The organism is Massilia horti, assembly GCF_004614195.1.
Taxonomy (GTDB): Bacteria; Pseudomonadota; Gammaproteobacteria; order Burkholderiales; family Burkholderiaceae_D; genus Telluria; species Telluria horti.
On the sequence record NZ_SPUM01000019.1, the window covers coordinates 17,754 to 35,295 of the forward strand.

The following is a 17,542-nucleotide window of genomic DNA, read 5'->3' on the forward strand; positions in this document are numbered from 1 at the left end:
GGCATGAAAATCACCAAACTGACGACTTTCCGGATTCCCCCGCGCTGGATGCTGCTCAAGATCGAAACCGACGAAGGTGTGGTCGGCTGGGGCGAGCCCGTGATCGAGGGCCGCGCCCGCACCGTCGAAGCGGCAGTGCACGAATTGGCGGACTACCTGGTTGGCCAGGACCCGTCGCGCATCAACGACCTGTGGCAGGTGATGTACCGCGCCGGCTTCTACCGCGGCGGCCCGATCCTGATGAGCGCGATCGCCGGCATCGACCAGGCGCTGTGGGACATCAAGGGCAAGGTGCTGGGCGTGCCGGTGTACGAGCTGTTGGGTGGCCTGGTGCGCGACAAGATGAAGACCTACAGCTGGGTTGGCGGCGACCGCCCGGCCGACGTCATCGCCGGCATGCGCGCGCTGTGCGCGGCGGGCTTTGACACCTTCAAGCTGAACGGCACCGAGGAGCTGGGCATCATCGACAGCGCGCGCAAGGTCGATCAGGCCATCGAGCGGGTTGCCGGGATTCGCGCTGCGTTCGGCCACGACGTCGAATTCGGCCTGGACTTCCACGGCCGGGTATCGGCGCCGATGGCCAAGGTGCTGCTGCGCGAACTGGAGCCGTACCGCCCGCTGTTCGTCGAGGAGCCCGTTCTGGCCGAGCAGGCCGAATACTATCCGCGGCTGGCGGCCGGCACGCCGATTCCGATCGCCGCGGGCGAGCGCATGTTCTCGCGCTTCGATTTCAAGCGGGTATTCGAGCAGGGCGGCCTGTCGATCGTGCAGCCGGACCTGTCGCACGCGGGTGGCATCAGCGAATGCCTGAAGATCGCCGGCATGGCCGAGGCGTACGACATCGCGCTCGCGCCGCATTGCCCGCTCGGCCCGGTCGCGCTGGCATCCTGCTTGCAAATCGACTTTGTCTCGCACAACGCGGTGCTGCAGGAGCAGAGCATGGGCATCCACTACAACAAGAGTGCCGAACTGCTCGACTACGTCAAGAACCGCGAAGACTTCAAGATCACCGACGGTTACATCAAACCGCTGCCCAAGCCGGGCCTGGGCGTGGAAATCGATGAAGAGCGCGTGGTCGAGGCCAGCCGCAACGCGCCGGACTGGCGCAATCCGTTGTGGCGCCATGAAGATGGCAGCGTAGCCGAATGGTAAACGCGAACGCACGCCTGGTTGGGCTGGACTGGGGCAGCACCAGCCTGCGCGCATTCCTGCTCGGCCCTGGCGGCGTGCTGATCGAGGAACGGTCGGCAAAACAGGGCAGCACCGCGATGAACGGTTCGGCGGCTGCCTACGAGTCCACTTTGGCGCAGATCGCCGGCGACTGGCTGGCGGCCGCGCCCGCGTTGCCAGTGCTGGCTTGCGGCATGGTCGGCAGCAAGCATGGCTGGCGCGAGGCGCCATACGCCGCCTGCCCGGCGGGCGAACAGCAGCTGGCAGGCGGCTTCGTGCGCGTGACTGCGGCCGGGCGCGAGATCGCGATCGTCCCGGGCATGTCGTGCCGCACCGTGGGCTCGGCCCCCGACGTCATGCGTGGCGAAGAAACGCAGATCGTCGGCGCGCTCGCGCAGCGCCCGGACCTGGCTGGAGCCTGCACCTTCGTCCTGCCCGGCACCCATTCGAAATGGGCGCACGTGCGAGAGAACCAAGTGATTGATTTCGCGACCTACATGACTGGCGAACTGTTCGCGGTCCTGCGCGGGCATTCGGTGCTCGGGCGCCTGATGATCGATCAAGACGAGCCGGATGACGATTCCTTTGCCGCCGGCGTGCGTGCCGCCGCCGAACGCACCGCACTGGCGCACCAGCTGTTCGCTGTGCGCACGCTTGGCCTCTTCGATGAACTCAAGCCGGAGGCGTTACCAGATTATCTTTCGGGCCTGCTGATCGGCCATGAGATCACAGCCGGGCTGCGCGAGCGCTACATTGCAGGCGGCGAAGAGCAGCCGCTGGTGCTGGTCGGCGAACCGAAGCTGTGTGCGCTGTATGAGAGCGCGCTGCACATTTTCGGCAGCGGCGTAGAAGCGAGCTTTCCGAATACCGCACCGGCCGGCCTGTGGCGGCTGGCGCTTGAAGCCGGCATCGTGACCGGCACCGAGGAGTCCGGAACATGAGCAATTCTTCCGCCGCTTTTGATGCGGCCTTTTCCAGCCTGCCGCTGGTGGCGATCCTGCGCGGCTTGAAACCAGTAGAAGCAGAAGCCGTCGGCCAGGCGCTGTACGACGAAGGCTTTCGCCTGATCGAGGTTCCCCTCAATTCGCCGGACCCGCTCGAATCGATCGAACGGCTTGCACGCAAGCTGCCGCCTGATGCGGTGGTTGGCGCCGGCACAGTCCTCCTTACTTCCGCAGTGACCCAGGTGAAGGACGCCGGCGGCCAACTGATCGTGATGCCCCATGCTGACGTCGAGGTGATCCGGGCGGCCAAGGCCGCCGGAATGTGGTGCGTGCCGGGCGTGGCCACGCCGACCGAGGCGTTCGCGGCATTGAATGCCGGGGCCGACGCGCTCAAGCTGTTCCCCGCCGAATTGGTGGCGCCGCCGGTGATGAAGGCGATGCGCGCGGTGCTGCCCGCGACCACGCGCCTGCTTCCCGTCGGCGGCATTACGCCCACCACCATGGACGGCTACCGCCGTGCAGGCGCCAATGGTTTCGGGCTTGGCTCGGCGTTGTTCGCGCCTGGCATGAGCCCGCAAATGGTGGCCGGGCATGCACGCGCCTTCGTCACGGCATGGCGTGCAGGATGGAATACCTAGACGCGCTGGCTCATGCGGCCGTGCGTTCACAATAACCACAAGGAGACAACATGACGACGACATCACGCCGCCGCCTGCTGGGCGGTGTCCTCGCGCTGGCATCGCTGGGTGGCTTGCCGGCCTTGGCCGCCGAGCCGGTCAAGATCGGCTTTCTGGTCAAGCAGGCCGAGGAACCGTGGTTCCAGGACGAGTGGCGTTTTGCCGAACAGGCCGCGCGTGAAAAAGGCTTCGCGCTGGTGAAGATCGGGATTCCGAACGGCGAGAAGATGATCGGCGCCATCGACAACCTGGCGGCGCAGAAGGCGCAAGGCTTCCTGATCTGCGCGCCGGACGTCAAACTCGGCAGTGCCGTGCAGCGCGCCGCAAAGCGCACCGGCATGAAAGTGATGTCGGTCGACGACCAGTTGGTGGATGGCGCCGGCAAGCCGATCGCATCGATCCCGCACATGGGCATTTCGGGCTACGAGATCGGCAAGCAGGCCGGCCAGGCGCTGGTCGCGGAAATGAAGGCGCGTAACTGGAACATGGCGGAAGTAGGCGCGTTGCGCGTCGCCTTCGACCAGCTGCCGACCGCGCGCGATCGCACTCAGGGCGCGGTCGATGCGCTCAAGGCAGCGGGCTTCCCGGTCCAGAATATCGTCGACGCGCCGCAGGCCAAGAGCGACACCGAAAACGCGTTCAACGCCGCCAATATCGCGTTCACCAAGCAGGCGCGCTTCAAGCGCTGGATCGCGTTCGGCATGAACGACGAGGCGGTGCTCGGCGCAGTGCGCGCGGCCGAGGGGCGCGGCATGCGTGCCGACGCCATGATCGGCGTTGGCATCGGCGGCAGCAAAACCGCGCAAAACGAGTTCGCCAAACCGGCTGCCACCGGCTTTTTCGGCACGGTGCTGATCAGCCCCAAGCGACACGGCTACGAGAGCTCGGTCATGATGTACGACTGGATCACTAAAAACGTGGCACCGCCTCCGGTTACGCTCACCTCGGGCACCCTCATGACGCGCGCCAATCAGGCGCAGGTGCGTTCGCAGTTCGGGCTGTAAGGCGGGCGATGGCGGGGTATCTCCAGTTTGAAAGCGTCACCAAGCAGTTCCCAGGCGTGAAGGCGCTCGACGGCGTGAGCTTCGAGGCGCACGCAGGCGCGGTACATGGCCTGCTGGGCGAGAACGGTGCCGGCAAGTCGACCCTGTTAAAAATCCTGGGCGGCCAGTACCGCCCGGACGGCGGGCGCCTGCTGGTTGGTGGACGCGAATGCCGCTTCCAGTCCGCAGCCGATGCGATCGAAGCGGGCATTGCGGTCATCCACCAGGAACTGCAGTATGTGCCGGAGTTGACGGTGGCCGAGAACGTGCTGCTTGGTCGCCTGCCGCACCGCTTTGGCCTGGTCGATCACGGCGCCGCGCGGCGCCTGGTGGCCGAACGCCTGGCCGCTATCGGCGTCGACCTAGACCCCGCGGCCAAGCTGTCGTCGCTGTCGATCGCGCAGCGCCAGATGGTCGAAATCTGCAAGGCGATCATGCAGGACGCGCAGGTCATCGCGTTCGACGAACCGACCAGCAGCCTGTCGCAGCGCGAAAGCGAGATCCTGTTCCGCCTGATCGGCGAGCTGCGCGCCGACGGCCGCACCATGATCTACATCTCGCACCGGCTGGAAGAGCTTTACCGGCTTTGCGATGCATGCACGATCTTCCGCGACGGGCGCAAGATCGTGACGCACCCGGTCATGTCCGAGGTGCCGCGTGCACGCCTGATCAGCGACATGGTCGGGCGCGACGTGCATGACATCTACGATTACCGTCCACGCCCGCGCGGCAAGCCGCGCCTTAAGGTGAGTAACCTGCGCGGGGCGACGCTTGAGCATCCGAACAGCTTCGAGGCGCACGCCGGCGAAGTGCTCGGCTTCTTCGGGCTGGTGGGCGCGGGCCGCAGTGAGCTGATGCGCCTGCTGTACGGCGCCGACCGGCGCGCGGCTGGCAGCGTGGTGGAACTGGACGGGCGGCGGCTCGACGGCACCGGTCCGCACGAGGCGATTTCGGCAGGCCTGGTCCTGGCCCCGGAAGACCGCAAGGAGCAGGGCATCCTGCCCGAGGCCTCGGTGGCCGAGAACATCAACATCAGCACCCGCCGCCACAGCTTGCTCGGTGGCCTGTTCATCAGCGCACGGCGCGAGGCCGAGCTGGCCGAACGCTTCATCAAGAAGCTGCGCATCAAGACGCGCGACCGCAACCAGGAAATCCGCCTGCTTTCCGGCGGCAACCAGCAGAAGGCGATTCTCGCACGCTGGCTGGCCGAACCGAACCTCAAGGTGCTTGTGCTGGACGAGCCCACGCGCGGCATCGACGTCGGGGCCAAGAACGAAATCTACCGGATCATCCACGAGGTGGCGGCCACGGGCTGCGCGGTGATCGTGGTCTCGAGCGAACTGCCGGAAGTGCTGGGCATTGCCGACCGCGTGCTGGTCATGCGCGATGGCCGCATCAGCGGCGAGCTGGAACGCGACGAGGCCAGCGAAACGGCTGTGCTGCGCCTGGCGCTGCCCGAATCCACCCAATGAATCACAGGAGAATAATCGCATGACTTCCATGAGTCCCGCCGTACCCGACCTCGCCGCGCGCCGCGCGCGCCGCGAATGGGTTGTCGAGTACAGCATGCCGCTGGCTTACGCGGTGCTGTTCGGCGTGCTTTCGGCGACAGTCGAGAACTTTTTCTCGCCCACTAACATCATCGGCCTGATGCTGTCGGTCGCGCAGATCGGCATGGTCGCCTGCACCATGATGATGTGCCTGGCCTCGCGCGATTTCGACCTGTCGGTCGGTTCGATGATCGCGTTTTCCGGCGTGCTGGGCGCGATCATCCTCGAGCGCACCGACAGCGTGCTGCTGGCGTTCGGCGGCGCGCTCGGCGCCGGGGCGCTGATCGGCGCGGGCAATGGCTTTTTGATCGCCTACCTGCGCGTCAATGCGCTGATTGCGACGCTGGCCACCATGCTGATGGTGCGCGGCCTCGCGTTCATCGTCTCGCACGGACAAGCGGTCGGCATTGCCAACGACGCCTTCATGAGCATTGGCGACGCGCGTCCGGCGGGCGTGCCGCTGCCGGTGATCGTGACTGGCTTGTGCTTCATTGTGTTTGGCGTGCTGCTCAATCATACGATCTTCGGCCGCAACACGCTGGCCATCGGCGGCAACCCCGAAGCGGCGCGCCTGGCCGGCGTGCGCGTCGAGCGTTTGCGTGTGTGGATCTTTTTGCTTCAGGGCGTGGTGACGTCGCTGGCAGGCTTGATCCTGGCTTCGCGGATCACCAGCGGCCAGCCGAATTCCGCGCAGGGCTTTGAACTGGACGTGATCTCGGCCTGTGTGCTGGGCGGCGTGTCGCTCCAGGGCGGCAAGGCGCGCATCTTCGGCGTGTTGATTGGCGTGCTCATCATGGGCACGGTCGAGAACGTGATGAACCTGCTGGATGTGGACGCGTTCTACCAGTACCTGGTGCGCGGAGTGATCCTGCTGGCGGCGGTGCTGCTGGACCAGCTCAAGACGCGCGGCGTGCGGCGCTGATCGAAGCGACGCCGCGTAGGTTCGCACGTACCGCGTGCGCACGGGTGCGCACCCTACGATTGGCTTTGGTAGGCCGTAGGGTGCGCACCAGTGCGCACGCGGTACGTATGAATGGTGTTTGCCCCGCATGTGCCCAATATCGCAAAATCGAACTGAAAGAAACGTATGACCAACCGTTTGGCAGACAAAGTCGCCATCGTGACCGGATCGACGATGGGCATCGGCGCGGCGATCGCGCGCCGCTTCGTGGCGGAGGGCGCGCAGGTGGTGATCAACAGCCACCGCGACGACGACCACGCCGCCGCCATGCGCGCCGAACTGGGCGAGGACCGCAGCCTGTTCGTGCAGGCCGACGTGGCCGACCAGGCCGCAACCCGCCGCCTGGTCGACCTCACCATCGACCGCTTTGGCCAAATCGACGTCCTGGTCAACAACGCCGGCATGAACGTGTTTGCCGATCCGCTCGAACTGTCGCACGACGACTGGCAGCGCTGCATGTCGGTCGATCTCGAAGGCGCCTGGAACGTCACGCGCGCCGCGCTGCCCTCGATGCTTGCGCGCGGTGCCGGTAGCATCATCAACATCGCCTCCGTCCACGGCCACAAGATCATTCCCGGCTGCTTCCCATACCCCGTGGCCAAACACGCGCTGGTAGGTTTGACGCGTTCGCTCGGCATCGAGTACGCCGCTCGCGGCATCCGCGTCAATTCAATTTCGCCGGGGCTGATCATGACCGAGCAGGTCAAGGCTTGGCTCGCCAGCTGCCCCGATCCCGAGGCCGAACGCCAGCGCCAGGCCAACCTGCTGCCGTGCCGCCGCATCGGCGAACCCGACGAGGTGGCATACACGGCGCTGTTCCTGGCCAGCGACGAAGCGCGTTTCATCAATGCGACCGATATCCTGATCGACGGCGGCCGCAGCCAGGTTTATCACGACTGATTTCGATCCACGCGCGCGTCGAAACCTCGGCGTGTCGTGATCGACGATCTGCGAATTCGTCCCTGTTCCGATCATGTTGCTGATTAATTGGTGTGCACGGCTCAAATGTCATCGCCTCGTCACTAGAATAGTCCGTGGCCTCATGAGCTAGCGGCCCGTGGCCCGGCCGACCAACGGAGACGAACGATGAGCAAGGAATTGACCCGCCCGACCGTTATCTGTCGCACTCGCTGCGCGACCGCAGTGGCTGCAGTAGTGTCGATGTTTGCCGCGCACGGCGCGCTGGCGCAGGAAACCGCTCCTGCCGCAACCAGCACGCCGGAAGCGGCGCAGTCCACCAGCCAGGCCGCATCTGGCGACGGCGCACAGCAGCCTGTCGCCGCAGTGGTGTATGTCGCGGGCACCCGCAAGTCGGTCGCGTCGGCGATCGATCGCAAGCTAAGGGCCAGCACCGTATCCGATTCGATCGTGGCCGAGGACATTGGCCAGTTCCCCGACAAGAACGTGGGCGAGGCGCTGTCGCGCGTGACCGGCGTGCAGCTGACGCGCGACTTCGGTGAAGGGTCGCAGGTGGCTATCCGCGGCGTTGAGCCGAACCTGAACCGGATCGAGATCAATGGCATGTCGGTCCTCGGCACCAACGGCACCGCTGGCCGCGGCGCGGAACTGCGCGAACTGGCGTCGGAGCTGATCGGTTCGATCGACGTCTACAAGGGCATTACTGCCGACATGACTGAAGGCGGCGTTGGCGGCACCGTCAGCATCGGGACCCGCAAGCCGCTTGAGTTCAAGAAGCCCACCATCAGCACTACTCTCTCCGGCGAGCAGGCGTCCAGCCGCGGCGGCGTCCAGCCACGCGGGAACCTGTTCATGGCCGACCGCTACCTGGACGGGAAGCTGGGCGTGATGGCCAACATCGTCTACGACAAGGTCTTCACCCGCAACGACTACGCCCGCAACACCTCGTGGCGCTTCCTGCAGGACTGGGACAACTCCCCTGAAAAGACGGTCACCAGCACCGATCCGGCAGTTGCTGCGATCACCAGCAAGGCGGCGTGCGCGACAGCTGCCAACCTGACTTCGGCCCAGCGCACCGCTTGCACGAACCAGTGGAACGATTACTCGCCGGGCATTGCGCGTTACGGCATCTGGACCCGTGACCACAAACGCTCGTCGGCCGAACTGACGGCGCAGTACGAGGTCAGCAAGGACTTCACCGTGTGGGCCAGCTATCAGGCCAACAAGCAGGCCCAGCGTCTGAACGACCGCAACTTCGGTACTGACTTTGCCAACGCAAACCGGCTGGCCGATACCGGCACCGCGCCGGTCTACGGCGCCAACGGCGTGCCCACCACGGCCGGTACCTGCGTCACGCCGAGCGGCACGCCGTCCAGCATGGTGGTGGAGAACCACTACGTGACTTCGTACACTGTGGGCCAGTGCCTGAACGCCGCGGGCCAGGGCGGCCAGGGCGCGTTCAGCACATCGGCGCGCGACTTTGCACTGGACATCGATTCGAAATACGCCTCGACCGGCTTTAACTACAAGCGCGATCGCCTGGAAATCGAGGGCCTGTTCAACACCTCGAAGTCGATGTACGACATTAACACCAACAGCATCGTCCTGACCCAGAACGCGCCGGGTCTGAAGGTATCGCTCGACAAGCAGGGGCTGCCGCACTTTACCTTTCCGGCCGCGTACAGCCCGGACAACCCAAATTCGTACGTGCAGGCGCAGCTTCAGTATCGCCCAGAGGAGACCAAGAACAGGGAAGACCAGGCCAAGCTGGACTTCAAATACCGTCTGACCACGCCATTCTTCACAAAGGTCTGGTTCGGAGCACAGGCCCGCAAGACGACTTCCACGCAGTACAAGGGCGGCGGCTACCTGGCCAGCGGCGGTAACGGCAACGACATCAACGTCATGACCGCGAACGTCAACCAGACCTGGATCTACGACCCGCTGTACACCGGCGGCGCGCAGCGCCCGAACGACACGCAAACCTTCATCAACTCGAACTTTACGACGAAGTACGTGACTGCAGCGCAGATGGCGAGCCTGGTCAGCGCGGCCAGCGGCCGTTCGCCGGGCACCTTCTTCAACGGTTACAAGGGCGTGTCGAACATGCCGGCCAGCTGGATGACGCCGGTCTACGCCGCGGCCGCTCCGAATTTCGACACCTCGCACTTCAACCACGATTACCTGTACAACGCGCCCGGCAGCGATGGCAAGGTGTATCCGCAGATTCCAACTTTCGACGTTGGCGAGCGCATCGCTTCGAGCTACCTGCGCCTCGATTATGCGACCCAGGTCTTCGGTTTTGACCTGGACGGTAACGTCGGCCTGCGCTACACGCGCACCAGTGACAAGGCGGCCGGCCTCTACAAATACCAGGTGCGCACCGAGAAATCGCCCGGTTCGTCGAGTTATACGGACGTCGTCGTCAGCAACTCGGTGGCGACGGTGGAGAATACCTACCACGACTATCTGCCAAGCTTTAACGGCGCACTGTGGTTCACCGATCGCGCCCTGGTGCGCCTGGGTTGGGCCAAAGCCCTGGCACGTCCGCCAATCGACCTGCTCGCGCCAAACGCAACCTGCACCAAAAACAGCGGCCTCCCGCAGTTTGGCGGCAACGGCGTCGACGACTGCAGTGCGGGCAATCCGGACCTGAAGCCATACCGCTCGTCCAACACCGACTTGAGCTTCGAATACTATCCTTCGCAGGACAGCCAGTTGTCGGTCGCATTTTTCAAGAAAGACATCTCGAGCTATGTGATGGACAAGACGCTGGTCAGGAATGTCGACCTGTTCCACAACGGCCAGCTGTTCAACGTGACCCAGCCGATCAACGGCAAAGGCGCGACCACCAAGGGCGTCGAGCTGGCGGCGCGTTCGGCGTTCACCTGGCTGCCGGGCTGGCTGTCCGGCTTTGGCGGCGACGCGAACTACACCCGCATGGGCTACAAGTACGCGCCAGGCACGGAGCGCCTGAACATCCTCGACGGCACGGTGCTGCCGTATCCGGGCATGTCGCGCGATTCGTACAACCTCTCGCTGTGGTATGACCGCGGTCCGATCAATGCCCGCGTTGCGTACAACTGGCGTGACCGCTTTTTCACGGGCGGCAACGACGTCTCGGGCAACCCGGTATTCCAGGAGAAGACCGGTTTCCTGGACGCGAAGATCCAGTGGCGCTACAACGACTACATCACGTTCTCGCTGGAGGGTAAGAACCTGACCAACCAGGCGCAGATCACCGATGCGGGTGACCTGTTCCGCGTGAATGAGCTGGCATGGTCGGGCCGTCGCTACTTCTTCACCGTGCAGCTCAAGAACTAATTTCGTTAACTCCTGCATGTGCCAGCCATCATCAACGGTGGCTGGTATTGTTTTATTCGGGGTCCACATGTCCTTTACCGGCAAGCTTGTCGCAGCAATCGCAGCCGCAATCGTGTTTGCCGCGCCGGCCGCATTTGCCGCCGGCGTCCAATTCCATAACCCGCTGGTGCTGCAACGGGCCGATCCCCAGGTCGCGCTTCATTCGGACGGCTACTACTACTTTACCGCCACTGTTCCCGAATATGACCGGATCGAGGTCCGTCGCGCGCGTTCGCTGGACGAACTGGGCAAGGCCGATGCAAGGGTCGTCTGGCGCAAGCACGAAAAAGGGGAGATGGGTGCGCACATCTGGGCGCCGGAGATGCACTACATCGACGGCAAGTGGTACATCTACTTTACTGCCGGCCGTGCGGAAGCGGTGTGGGAGATCCGCCTGTACGTGCTCGAGAATTCGTCGCCGAATCCGTTGGAAGGTGAATGGATCGAACGCGGCCAACTCAAGACCGGCTGGGAGTCTTTCTCGCTCGACGCAACCACGTTCAGCCATCACGGCCAGCGCTACCTGGTCTGGACCCAGCGCGCGGCCGCCGGCACCAAGGACAAGGGCACCAACATCTACATCGCCAAGATGGATACTCCGCTTTCGATCACAGGGCCGGCTACGCTCTTGACCAGGCCCGAGTACGCGTGGGAAAAAATGAAATACGACGTGACCGAAGCCCCGGCGGTGCTGGTCAAGAATGGCCGTGTATTCCTCACATATTCTGCAAGCGCGACCGATGCTAACTACTGCATGGGCATGCTGACCGCGAGTGGCGATGCCGACCTGCTCGACCCAAGCGCATGGCGCAAGTCGCCCGAGCCGGTGTTCAAGACAAGCGAGGCCAATGGCCAATTCGGCCCGGGACATAACTCGTTCACGACCACGCCCGACGGCAAGACCGATGTGCTGGTCTATCATGCGCGCAACTACCGGGAAATCAAGGGTGATTCGCTGCGTGATCCGAATCGGCACACGCGGGCGCAGGTGATTCGCTGGAAGGCGGATGGCACGCCGGAGTTTGGGGAGCCTGTGGCGGATTAGTTGCGTTTGCCAAGCTGGGAATCGACTCGTATTCCAGACCAGGCTATCAATGTCGCCCGCTCAGGTGCCCAATGGACACGATACATATATTGCGAACGACGCCGTAACGATTGCCCCTATATCGTTACGGCGCGTTGGCGATCAAACCCCTATCGCTATCCAGCTTGCGCTAGCGGAATATAGGCCAGTGTCAGCCCAGGTGCCCAAGACTGCCGTAAATCCATTGCTGGTGATAGTGTTTGCGAGTGGACCGCAAGTTAGTCTCGCGTTGGCGCCACGGTCGATATCGAATGCACAGATCGACATCATGACAAACGGAGGTGCTTGGAACGGAGGATTGAATTGGATGCCTGTGTGGCCTGGTCCCACCCGGCCGGTAACGACTTTTAATCCCATCGGCGTATCAAAACTTGCGAACTGCTGCTGTTGCACGACCTGCTGCCGAACTTCTTCGGACAATTTATTTGTGTCGATACTGGTTGCAGTTGTCATGGCTTTCCTCGATTTGGGAATGATAAATGACGGGGCAATTAAATTGTAGCACTGACAATATTGTCTGCTGCAATGGACTGTTCGCTGGCAGCGCCAGTGGGGGCTAGCTCGCTCCGGGCACGTTTGCCTCCTGCTTGCCTGTCGCGTGACCGGCAAGGCGCCTGCTCAATGCGTTGCTCGCGCAGAACGGCTGCCGGCTCGTCTTCGCTACCTTCGCATTGCAATAGCGCGGCCTACGATGCTGACCTAAGACCGCTCACTATGAAATCGGCGGTACTAGCTAGTGAGCTCAAGATGGGTGATCTACGGACGGCAATTTCGAGTTATCAACACGCATTACAGCGTGGCCAGCGCGTAGCGCTGGCGCGCGTCCTGCGGCGCCGATCCTTCGATCCGGCCTGCATGGCGCAAGTCGCCCGAGCCGGCGTTCAAGACCAGCGAAGCCAATGGCCAATTCGGCCCGGGACATAATTCGTTCACGACCACGCCCGACGGCAAGACCGATGTGCTGGTCTACCACGCGCGCAACTACCGGGAAATCAAGGGTGATTCGCTGCGTGATCCGAATCGGCACACGCGGGCCCAGGTGATTCGCTGGAAGGCGGACGGTACGCCGGAGTTTGGGGAGCCTGTGGCGGATTAATTGCGCTTGCTGATGCGTGCGATCATCCTCGTATAGTTACCAGTAGACACATGCTCGTTCGGTACGTAGGCTACAGAAACTTTAATGGCTGCTGCTCGGCGACCTCGGGCATGCCAGAGCAAACTGGGCCAGCACCCCGCACCAAGCAGGAGGGCGCATGCCGGAAAATGTGGATCTTTCCGTCGAGGAGAGGGCGCTTCGTGACCAGGGAATCCTGGGGCGCAGCGGACCCTATGGCAACGAGCTATACGCCTTCGAGTACGAATTGCTTCCGGCGGAGGCAAAGCAGGTCCTGGAGTTGATTATTCATGGCGGCCCCCTGCTGTATCCTCGGCATGATGGCATCCTGTTCGGCAACCGGTCCGGGGATTTGCCCGGCAGGGCCGAATACCGCGAGTTTACAGTCCCTACGCCGGGCATCGCGACCCGCGGGCGTAGGCGGCTGGTTATTCGCGACAACGGCTTGGTGTTCTTCACTGCATGTCACTACGACCGGGTGCCCGGAAAAGCCGGCTCGGCCCAACATGCGCAAGCCATTGCGTCCGTGGACGAGCGTTGGCGGAACGGGTTCTATTTGGTGACGGGAATCGCACCAGCAATGCGAGCGCATATTGCCTCGGCTATCCAGCGGATTCATAACTCTCGCTTACCCGTCTTGCACCGTGGCACCTAACCCTTCGATCGAGGATCGGTAGCGCGCTGGACAAGCGTCAACCATCGAAAAGAGACTTCAGTACCTTCAGATCTTTTTCGACCCAAGCCGCGTCAGCTTCGAATTTTTCGTCCGTCATCTCAGGTAGTCGGAACAGGGTCAGTAACACTTCCGCGCCATCTGCGTTGGGAATAACCCTCATGGGCATATAGACCACCTGATCGGCGCCTACGTCGACATAATGATCCATCACCCCAAAATCATTACGGGGGGTGAAGCGTATCTTGACGGCGCCTTCAGGCCCGCTGGCTTTCCACCATTCACCTTCTTTTTCCAGAGTACTCTGGGCCAAGCCGGATGCCCATCTAGGGAAAAACTCCGGTTGATAGATCGCTTCATAGAGCGCCTGCCAAGGGTGAAGGATAGAAACGCTGATTGTTCTTGCCTCAAACATAATTTTTGGACTCAATCTTAGCTTGGCCGGTCTATAGGCTTGGCGTGTCAAAATGATATTGCTTCGAAGGTTTGTGATGTAGAATCGGAAACCGGGAGTTGCCCCACGGTCTCGCTAATCTTCCACTAACTCTCGACGTCCGCTTCACGATACTGCATCGAACGCACTGAACGCAACCGAAATGGCAGCGGCCGCACGAAACGTTACGAACAGCAAAACTCTGCACGGCCTTCTGTTTGCGCCTGCGGTGAAGGGTGAAGGCGGCCACGACGACTAGATCGGCAAGCGCTTGGTGCGCGGTGTAAGCGAGTAAGAGGAGAAATTAAATGCGTTTGTTTATTGCAGCACTTTTGACACTCACCGCCGGGTCCACCGCTTTTGCCGGAGTAACCCAGCAACAATGCGAGTCGCTCTCGAAGCCGGTATATGAGAAGTTCCCCGCTGTCCAGACGAGAGATGATGAGGTCACGCTGTCGCCGCAGAAATGCGCCCTCGTGAAGGACCTCATCAAGGTCTACGAGGACTACGTGGCCAAGGCTGACAAGATGAGCTGCCCGTTTGCTTACAACGAGGGCAAGAAAGTCGGGGGTGCGGCTGAGCGCGCCGATATGCTGGCTGGTCTCAGGAAAGTTTATAAGGAAAATTGCCGTTAGAGGAAAAGGGGTCCAAGCCATCGCGTCAACTGACTATTTTCTTGCAATGACTCTTACCGCTACCAAGTCGAATTGGGTGAAAGAAGACCATTGGCGCGAATCGCACCTTGTAGCCGACAATGGACGGCTTATCTGGCACCAGTACATGGAATCTAGCTCATGAATAGCGAGTTCATCACTTCTGTTCCATACCTTCACACGGAACGACTCATGCTTCGTGAATATCGACGGGAGGACTTTGACGTATTCGCAGCGCATATCGCCGACCCTGTAAGCTCGGCCCACTTGGTCCCGGCTGACCGCCATGCTGCATGGCGAATCTTCTGTTCACAAGCAGGACTATGGCTCATACATAGCGCCGGATGGTGGGCTGTCGAGGAAAAGGAGACTGGTCAACTCGTCGGGAATGTTGGCGCGTTCTTTCGCGAGGAGTCCACTGTGATGGAGCTTGGTTGGAATACCTATCGTGCCTTTTGGGGCCAGGGATTCGCGACCGAAGCGGCGGCGGCAGCCTTGAACCATGCGCTCGAGATCCGACGCGAATCAAAAGTTCGGGCTCTCATCGCTTCAGCCAATGAATCATCGCTGCGCGTTGCCAAGCGCCTTGGCCTGACTTATGAAGCGGAAACTGAGATATACGGCAAAGCGGTCGGCATTTATACCCGTGAGCGGGCAGGCTCAGTTGTTTAGGCCTACAGGACTGCACGGCAAGCTGTTTGTCAGGTCCGCAATGGGTTGCGGATTCAACCGGTGCGTGAATCCATTGCCGCGGTGGCCCTAGCAAAGGATCGATCGGAGTACGAACGGGCGATGATGGCCGTCATAGCGCGGATCCACGATACCCACTCAAATCTATGGAGTTCGCTCCAGGTGCGTCCGCCGGTGGGGAAGTGCGAGCTACCCGTCCAGGTTCGCTTCGTGGAAGGGCGTGCGGCGATTAGCGGCTATACGAATGACGAAGCAGGCGCTGTAAGTGGACTGAAACCCGGCGATATCATCGAATCTATCGATGGCGTCCCGGTCACCCAGTTGGTCGATTCCTGGCGGCCTTTCTACGCGGCGTCCAACGAGTCGGCGCGCTTGCGCGACATGAGTCAGGGGATGACCAGTGGTGCATGCGGGCCCGTGCAAGTAAAGGTACGGCAAAGCAGTGGTGTGAGCGAGATTGCCGTTTCCCGGCTGCCGAGGATCGGACCGAGGAAATCGGTAACGCCGACGAAGTGCTGGACGCCGCGATCCATGAGATACAGTGAGAATAAGAAGCAAAGTTCTGAGAGGCGCAATCGGCTAGGAGCGGACTTACCGATACCCCAAAACAGGATAAGTAGGAGACGGTTTGCTTTCGAAAGTATTCGCCACTATCGTCATTGCGTTCGTCGTGATTCTCATCGCCGGCTTATCCGGGTCGTTGAGCGTACCTTAGGTTGGCTACACGGCTTTCGCAGACTGCGCATCCGACACGAACGAGAAGCAGACATACATCAGGCGTTCCTTTCGCTTGCATGCTCGCTCATCTGTTGGCGGTATGTCGAACGGTTTTGTTAGGCGCTCTTAGCCGCGACACAGAAAAAAAAGCCCGCTAAAACCAGCGGGCCGAATTCCTATTTGAGGAGACAGCGAAACTGTTCATGGGACTGCGGCCAGCCAGCGCTGGCGATATTCGAACAAGCCCTGGGGCGCCAGCGGGGCGATCGCAGTATCGCCGGCAGGAGGCGTCGCATCGGGGTAGCGCAGCATCCAGCCGCCGCAGAGGGTGCCGCTGGCATCGTCCGAATACGTGACCGGCTGCTGTGGGCGCAGCGCGGAGAGCATCGGGCCGAACCACGGGTTAGCGGTAAAGCTGCCTTCCACCGCAAGCGGCCCGGCGGCCTGCAGCTCGCTCAGGCAGTAGTCCGTCATCAGCACGCAGTACAGCGTGGCCAGCGCATACCGCTCGCGCGCGTCCTGCGGCACCTGTCCTACGATCCGGCCTGCCGTCCCGGCGAACGGCCCACCGGATTCGGCGAAGCAGGGCAGGGCCAGCGTGCCTTGGGCGATCAGGCGCTCGATGTCCTCTAGCGAGCAGGTTTGCGGATGTTCTCCCGCCAGCGTGCCGAACTCGCGCCCGCCCATAAAGCGCATGCATGCCACCGGCTGCCCGAGGGCGTTGGTGTTGGCCAGCATGTCGGCATCTTCGCGCAGATGTTCGAGCGGCGCACCAAAAGCGGCAGCGATCATCCAGGTGCCAGTGGAGAGCACAGTTCGCGCATCGCCCTTGCCAAGATAGCGCACCAGCGACGCGTTGCTGTCGTGGATGCCGGACAGGACCTGGCAGTGGGCGCGAAGACCGGTCGCCACGGCCACCTCCGGGCGAATCGTCCCGAGCACCGCGGACGGCGGCGCGAGCGGCGGCAGCAGCTTTTCCCAGCCCATGCGCGACACGAGGCTCGAGTACTCCTGGCGCAGCGGATTCCACAGGTCGGTATGACAGCCGAGAGAGGTCGCTTCGCTCGTAGCCACGCCTGAGAGGCGCCATGCCCAGTACTGCGGATACATGAGGATGTGTTTGGTGCGCGCGAAATCCTCGGGGAAGCGCTGCGCGAGCCAGACCAGCTGGCGGCCGAGGTTCAGGCCGATCGGCAGGTCCGGCGAATAGGTTTCCGAGTACGGCGGGCGCAGATCGTCGTAGTCGACGCCGGGCAGCGCCGCCTCGTAGTCGAGCACGGGCAGCACCAGACCGGCATCGTCGACCAGCGCCGCGGTGGCGCCATGGGTCACCGGGACGATGGCGGACACGTCGGCCTGCTGCGCAAACGTGCGGCAAGTCGAGAGCATCCAGTCCCAGATGCCTTCCACGTCGTGATGCGGATATGGCCCGCTGGTCACGATCGTGTTCGGGCGGCGCTGTTCCGCCAGCATGCGCCCTTGTGCATCGATCAGGGCCAGCTTGACGTTGGTCTTGCCGATGTCCAGGACGATCAGTGCGTCGGTGTTCATA

Annotated in this window: 16 protein-coding genes; 13 read left to right on the plus strand and 3 right to left on the minus strand. The window is 62.4% G+C overall.

What is annotated here, in order from left to right:
* Window positions 1-3: 3 nt before the first annotated feature.
* The 9 genes from dgoD to E4O92_RS02855 all read left to right on the plus strand — a co-directional run bounded on the left by dgoD (window position 4) and on the right by E4O92_RS02855 (window position 11,671).
* Window positions 4-1,152, plus strand: coding sequence for a galactonate dehydratase (dgoD, locus tag E4O92_RS02815; RefSeq protein WP_135188234.1), 1,149 nt, complete (start codon window positions 4-6; stop codon window positions 1,150-1,152).
* Window positions 1,146-2,111, plus strand: a complete 966-nt coding sequence (locus E4O92_RS02820) for a 2-dehydro-3-deoxygalactonokinase (protein WP_135188235.1) — start codon at window positions 1,146-1,148, stop codon at window positions 2,109-2,111. Before dgoD ends, E4O92_RS02820 begins: the two co-directional genes overlap by 7 nt.
* On the plus strand, window positions 2,108-2,752 hold the full coding sequence (locus tag E4O92_RS02825; protein WP_135188236.1) for a 2-dehydro-3-deoxy-6-phosphogalactonate aldolase: 645 nt from the start codon (window positions 2,108-2,110) through the stop codon (window positions 2,750-2,752). Before E4O92_RS02820 ends, E4O92_RS02825 begins: the two co-directional genes overlap by 4 nt.
* Before the next feature lie 50 nt (window positions 2,753-2,802).
* Window positions 2,803-3,795: an arabinose ABC transporter substrate-binding protein gene (locus tag E4O92_RS02830; protein WP_135188237.1), complete on the plus strand. Its 993-nt coding sequence runs from the start codon at window positions 2,803-2,805 to the stop codon at window positions 3,793-3,795.
* 8 nt (window positions 3,796-3,803) lie between these two features.
* Window positions 3,804-5,306 (plus strand): L-arabinose ABC transporter ATP-binding protein AraG, encoded by a 1,503-nt coding sequence (gene araG, locus E4O92_RS02835; protein ID WP_135188238.1) that lies wholly within the window; start codon window positions 3,804-3,806, stop codon window positions 5,304-5,306.
* A 19-nt stretch (window positions 5,307-5,325) separates the two neighbouring features.
* Entirely contained in the window at window positions 5,326-6,306 is a 981-nt protein-coding gene (araH, locus tag E4O92_RS02840) for an L-arabinose ABC transporter permease AraH (RefSeq protein ID WP_135188239.1), read from the plus strand.
* A gap of 165 nt (window positions 6,307-6,471) precedes the next feature.
* On the plus strand, window positions 6,472-7,245 hold the full coding sequence (locus E4O92_RS02845; RefSeq protein ID WP_135188240.1) for an SDR family oxidoreductase: 774 nt from the start codon (window positions 6,472-6,474) through the stop codon (window positions 7,243-7,245).
* 186 nt (window positions 7,246-7,431) lie between these two features.
* Window positions 7,432-10,587 carry a TonB-dependent receptor gene (locus E4O92_RS02850; protein ID WP_135188241.1) on the plus strand — a complete coding sequence of 1,052 codons (3,156 nt, stop codon included), beginning with the start codon at window positions 7,432-7,434 and terminating at the stop codon, window positions 10,585-10,587.
* Window positions 10,588-10,654: 67 nt separating this feature from the next.
* The gene (locus E4O92_RS02855) at window positions 10,655-11,671 is read left to right on the plus strand and encodes a glycoside hydrolase family 43 protein (protein WP_135188242.1); all 1,017 of its coding nucleotides are present in this window, start codon (window positions 10,655-10,657) and stop codon (window positions 11,669-11,671) included.
* Window positions 11,672-11,812: 141 nt separating this feature from the next.
* On the opposite strand, the gene E4O92_RS02860 is transcribed toward E4O92_RS02855, so the two are convergent.
* Complete coding sequence (locus tag E4O92_RS02860; RefSeq protein WP_135188243.1) at window positions 11,813-12,163, minus strand: H-type lectin domain-containing protein; 351 nt, start codon at window positions 12,161-12,163, stop codon at window positions 11,813-11,815.
* Window positions 12,164-12,554: 391 nt separating this feature from the next.
* Here E4O92_RS02860 and E4O92_RS02865 point away from each other — a divergent pair, with 391 nt between their 5' ends.
* The gene (locus E4O92_RS02865) at window positions 12,555-12,806 is read left to right on the plus strand and encodes a family 43 glycosylhydrolase (protein ID WP_135188261.1); all 252 of its coding nucleotides are present in this window, start codon (window positions 12,555-12,557) and stop codon (window positions 12,804-12,806) included.
* A 157-nt stretch (window positions 12,807-12,963) separates the two neighbouring features.
* Window positions 12,964-13,479, plus strand: a complete 516-nt coding sequence (locus E4O92_RS02870) for a ribonuclease domain-containing protein (protein ID WP_135188244.1) — start codon at window positions 12,964-12,966, stop codon at window positions 13,477-13,479.
* 37 nt (window positions 13,480-13,516) lie between these two features.
* On the opposite strand, the gene E4O92_RS02875 is transcribed toward E4O92_RS02870, so the two are convergent.
* The gene (locus tag E4O92_RS02875; RefSeq protein ID WP_135188262.1) at window positions 13,517-13,912 is read right to left on the minus strand and encodes a polyketide cyclase; all 396 of its coding nucleotides are present in this window, start codon (window positions 13,910-13,912) and stop codon (window positions 13,517-13,519) included.
* Between the two features lie 326 nt (window positions 13,913-14,238).
* On the opposite strand from E4O92_RS02875, the gene E4O92_RS02880 reads away from it, so the two are divergent.
* Together E4O92_RS02880 and E4O92_RS02885 are read left to right on the plus strand one after the other, a co-directional pair.
* On the plus strand, window positions 14,239-14,565 hold the full coding sequence (locus tag E4O92_RS02880; protein WP_135188245.1) for a hypothetical protein: 327 nt from the start codon (window positions 14,239-14,241) through the stop codon (window positions 14,563-14,565).
* A 159-nt stretch (window positions 14,566-14,724) separates the two neighbouring features.
* The gene (locus tag E4O92_RS02885) at window positions 14,725-15,255 is read left to right on the plus strand and encodes a GNAT family N-acetyltransferase (RefSeq protein ID WP_135188246.1); all 531 of its coding nucleotides are present in this window, start codon (window positions 14,725-14,727) and stop codon (window positions 15,253-15,255) included.
* A 936-nt stretch (window positions 15,256-16,191) separates the two neighbouring features.
* On the opposite strand, the gene E4O92_RS02895 is transcribed toward E4O92_RS02885, so the two are convergent.
* Entirely contained in the window at window positions 16,192-17,541 is a 1,350-nt protein-coding gene (locus E4O92_RS02895) for an FGGY-family carbohydrate kinase (protein WP_135188247.1), read from the minus strand.
* Window position 17,542 lies beyond the last annotated feature (1 nt).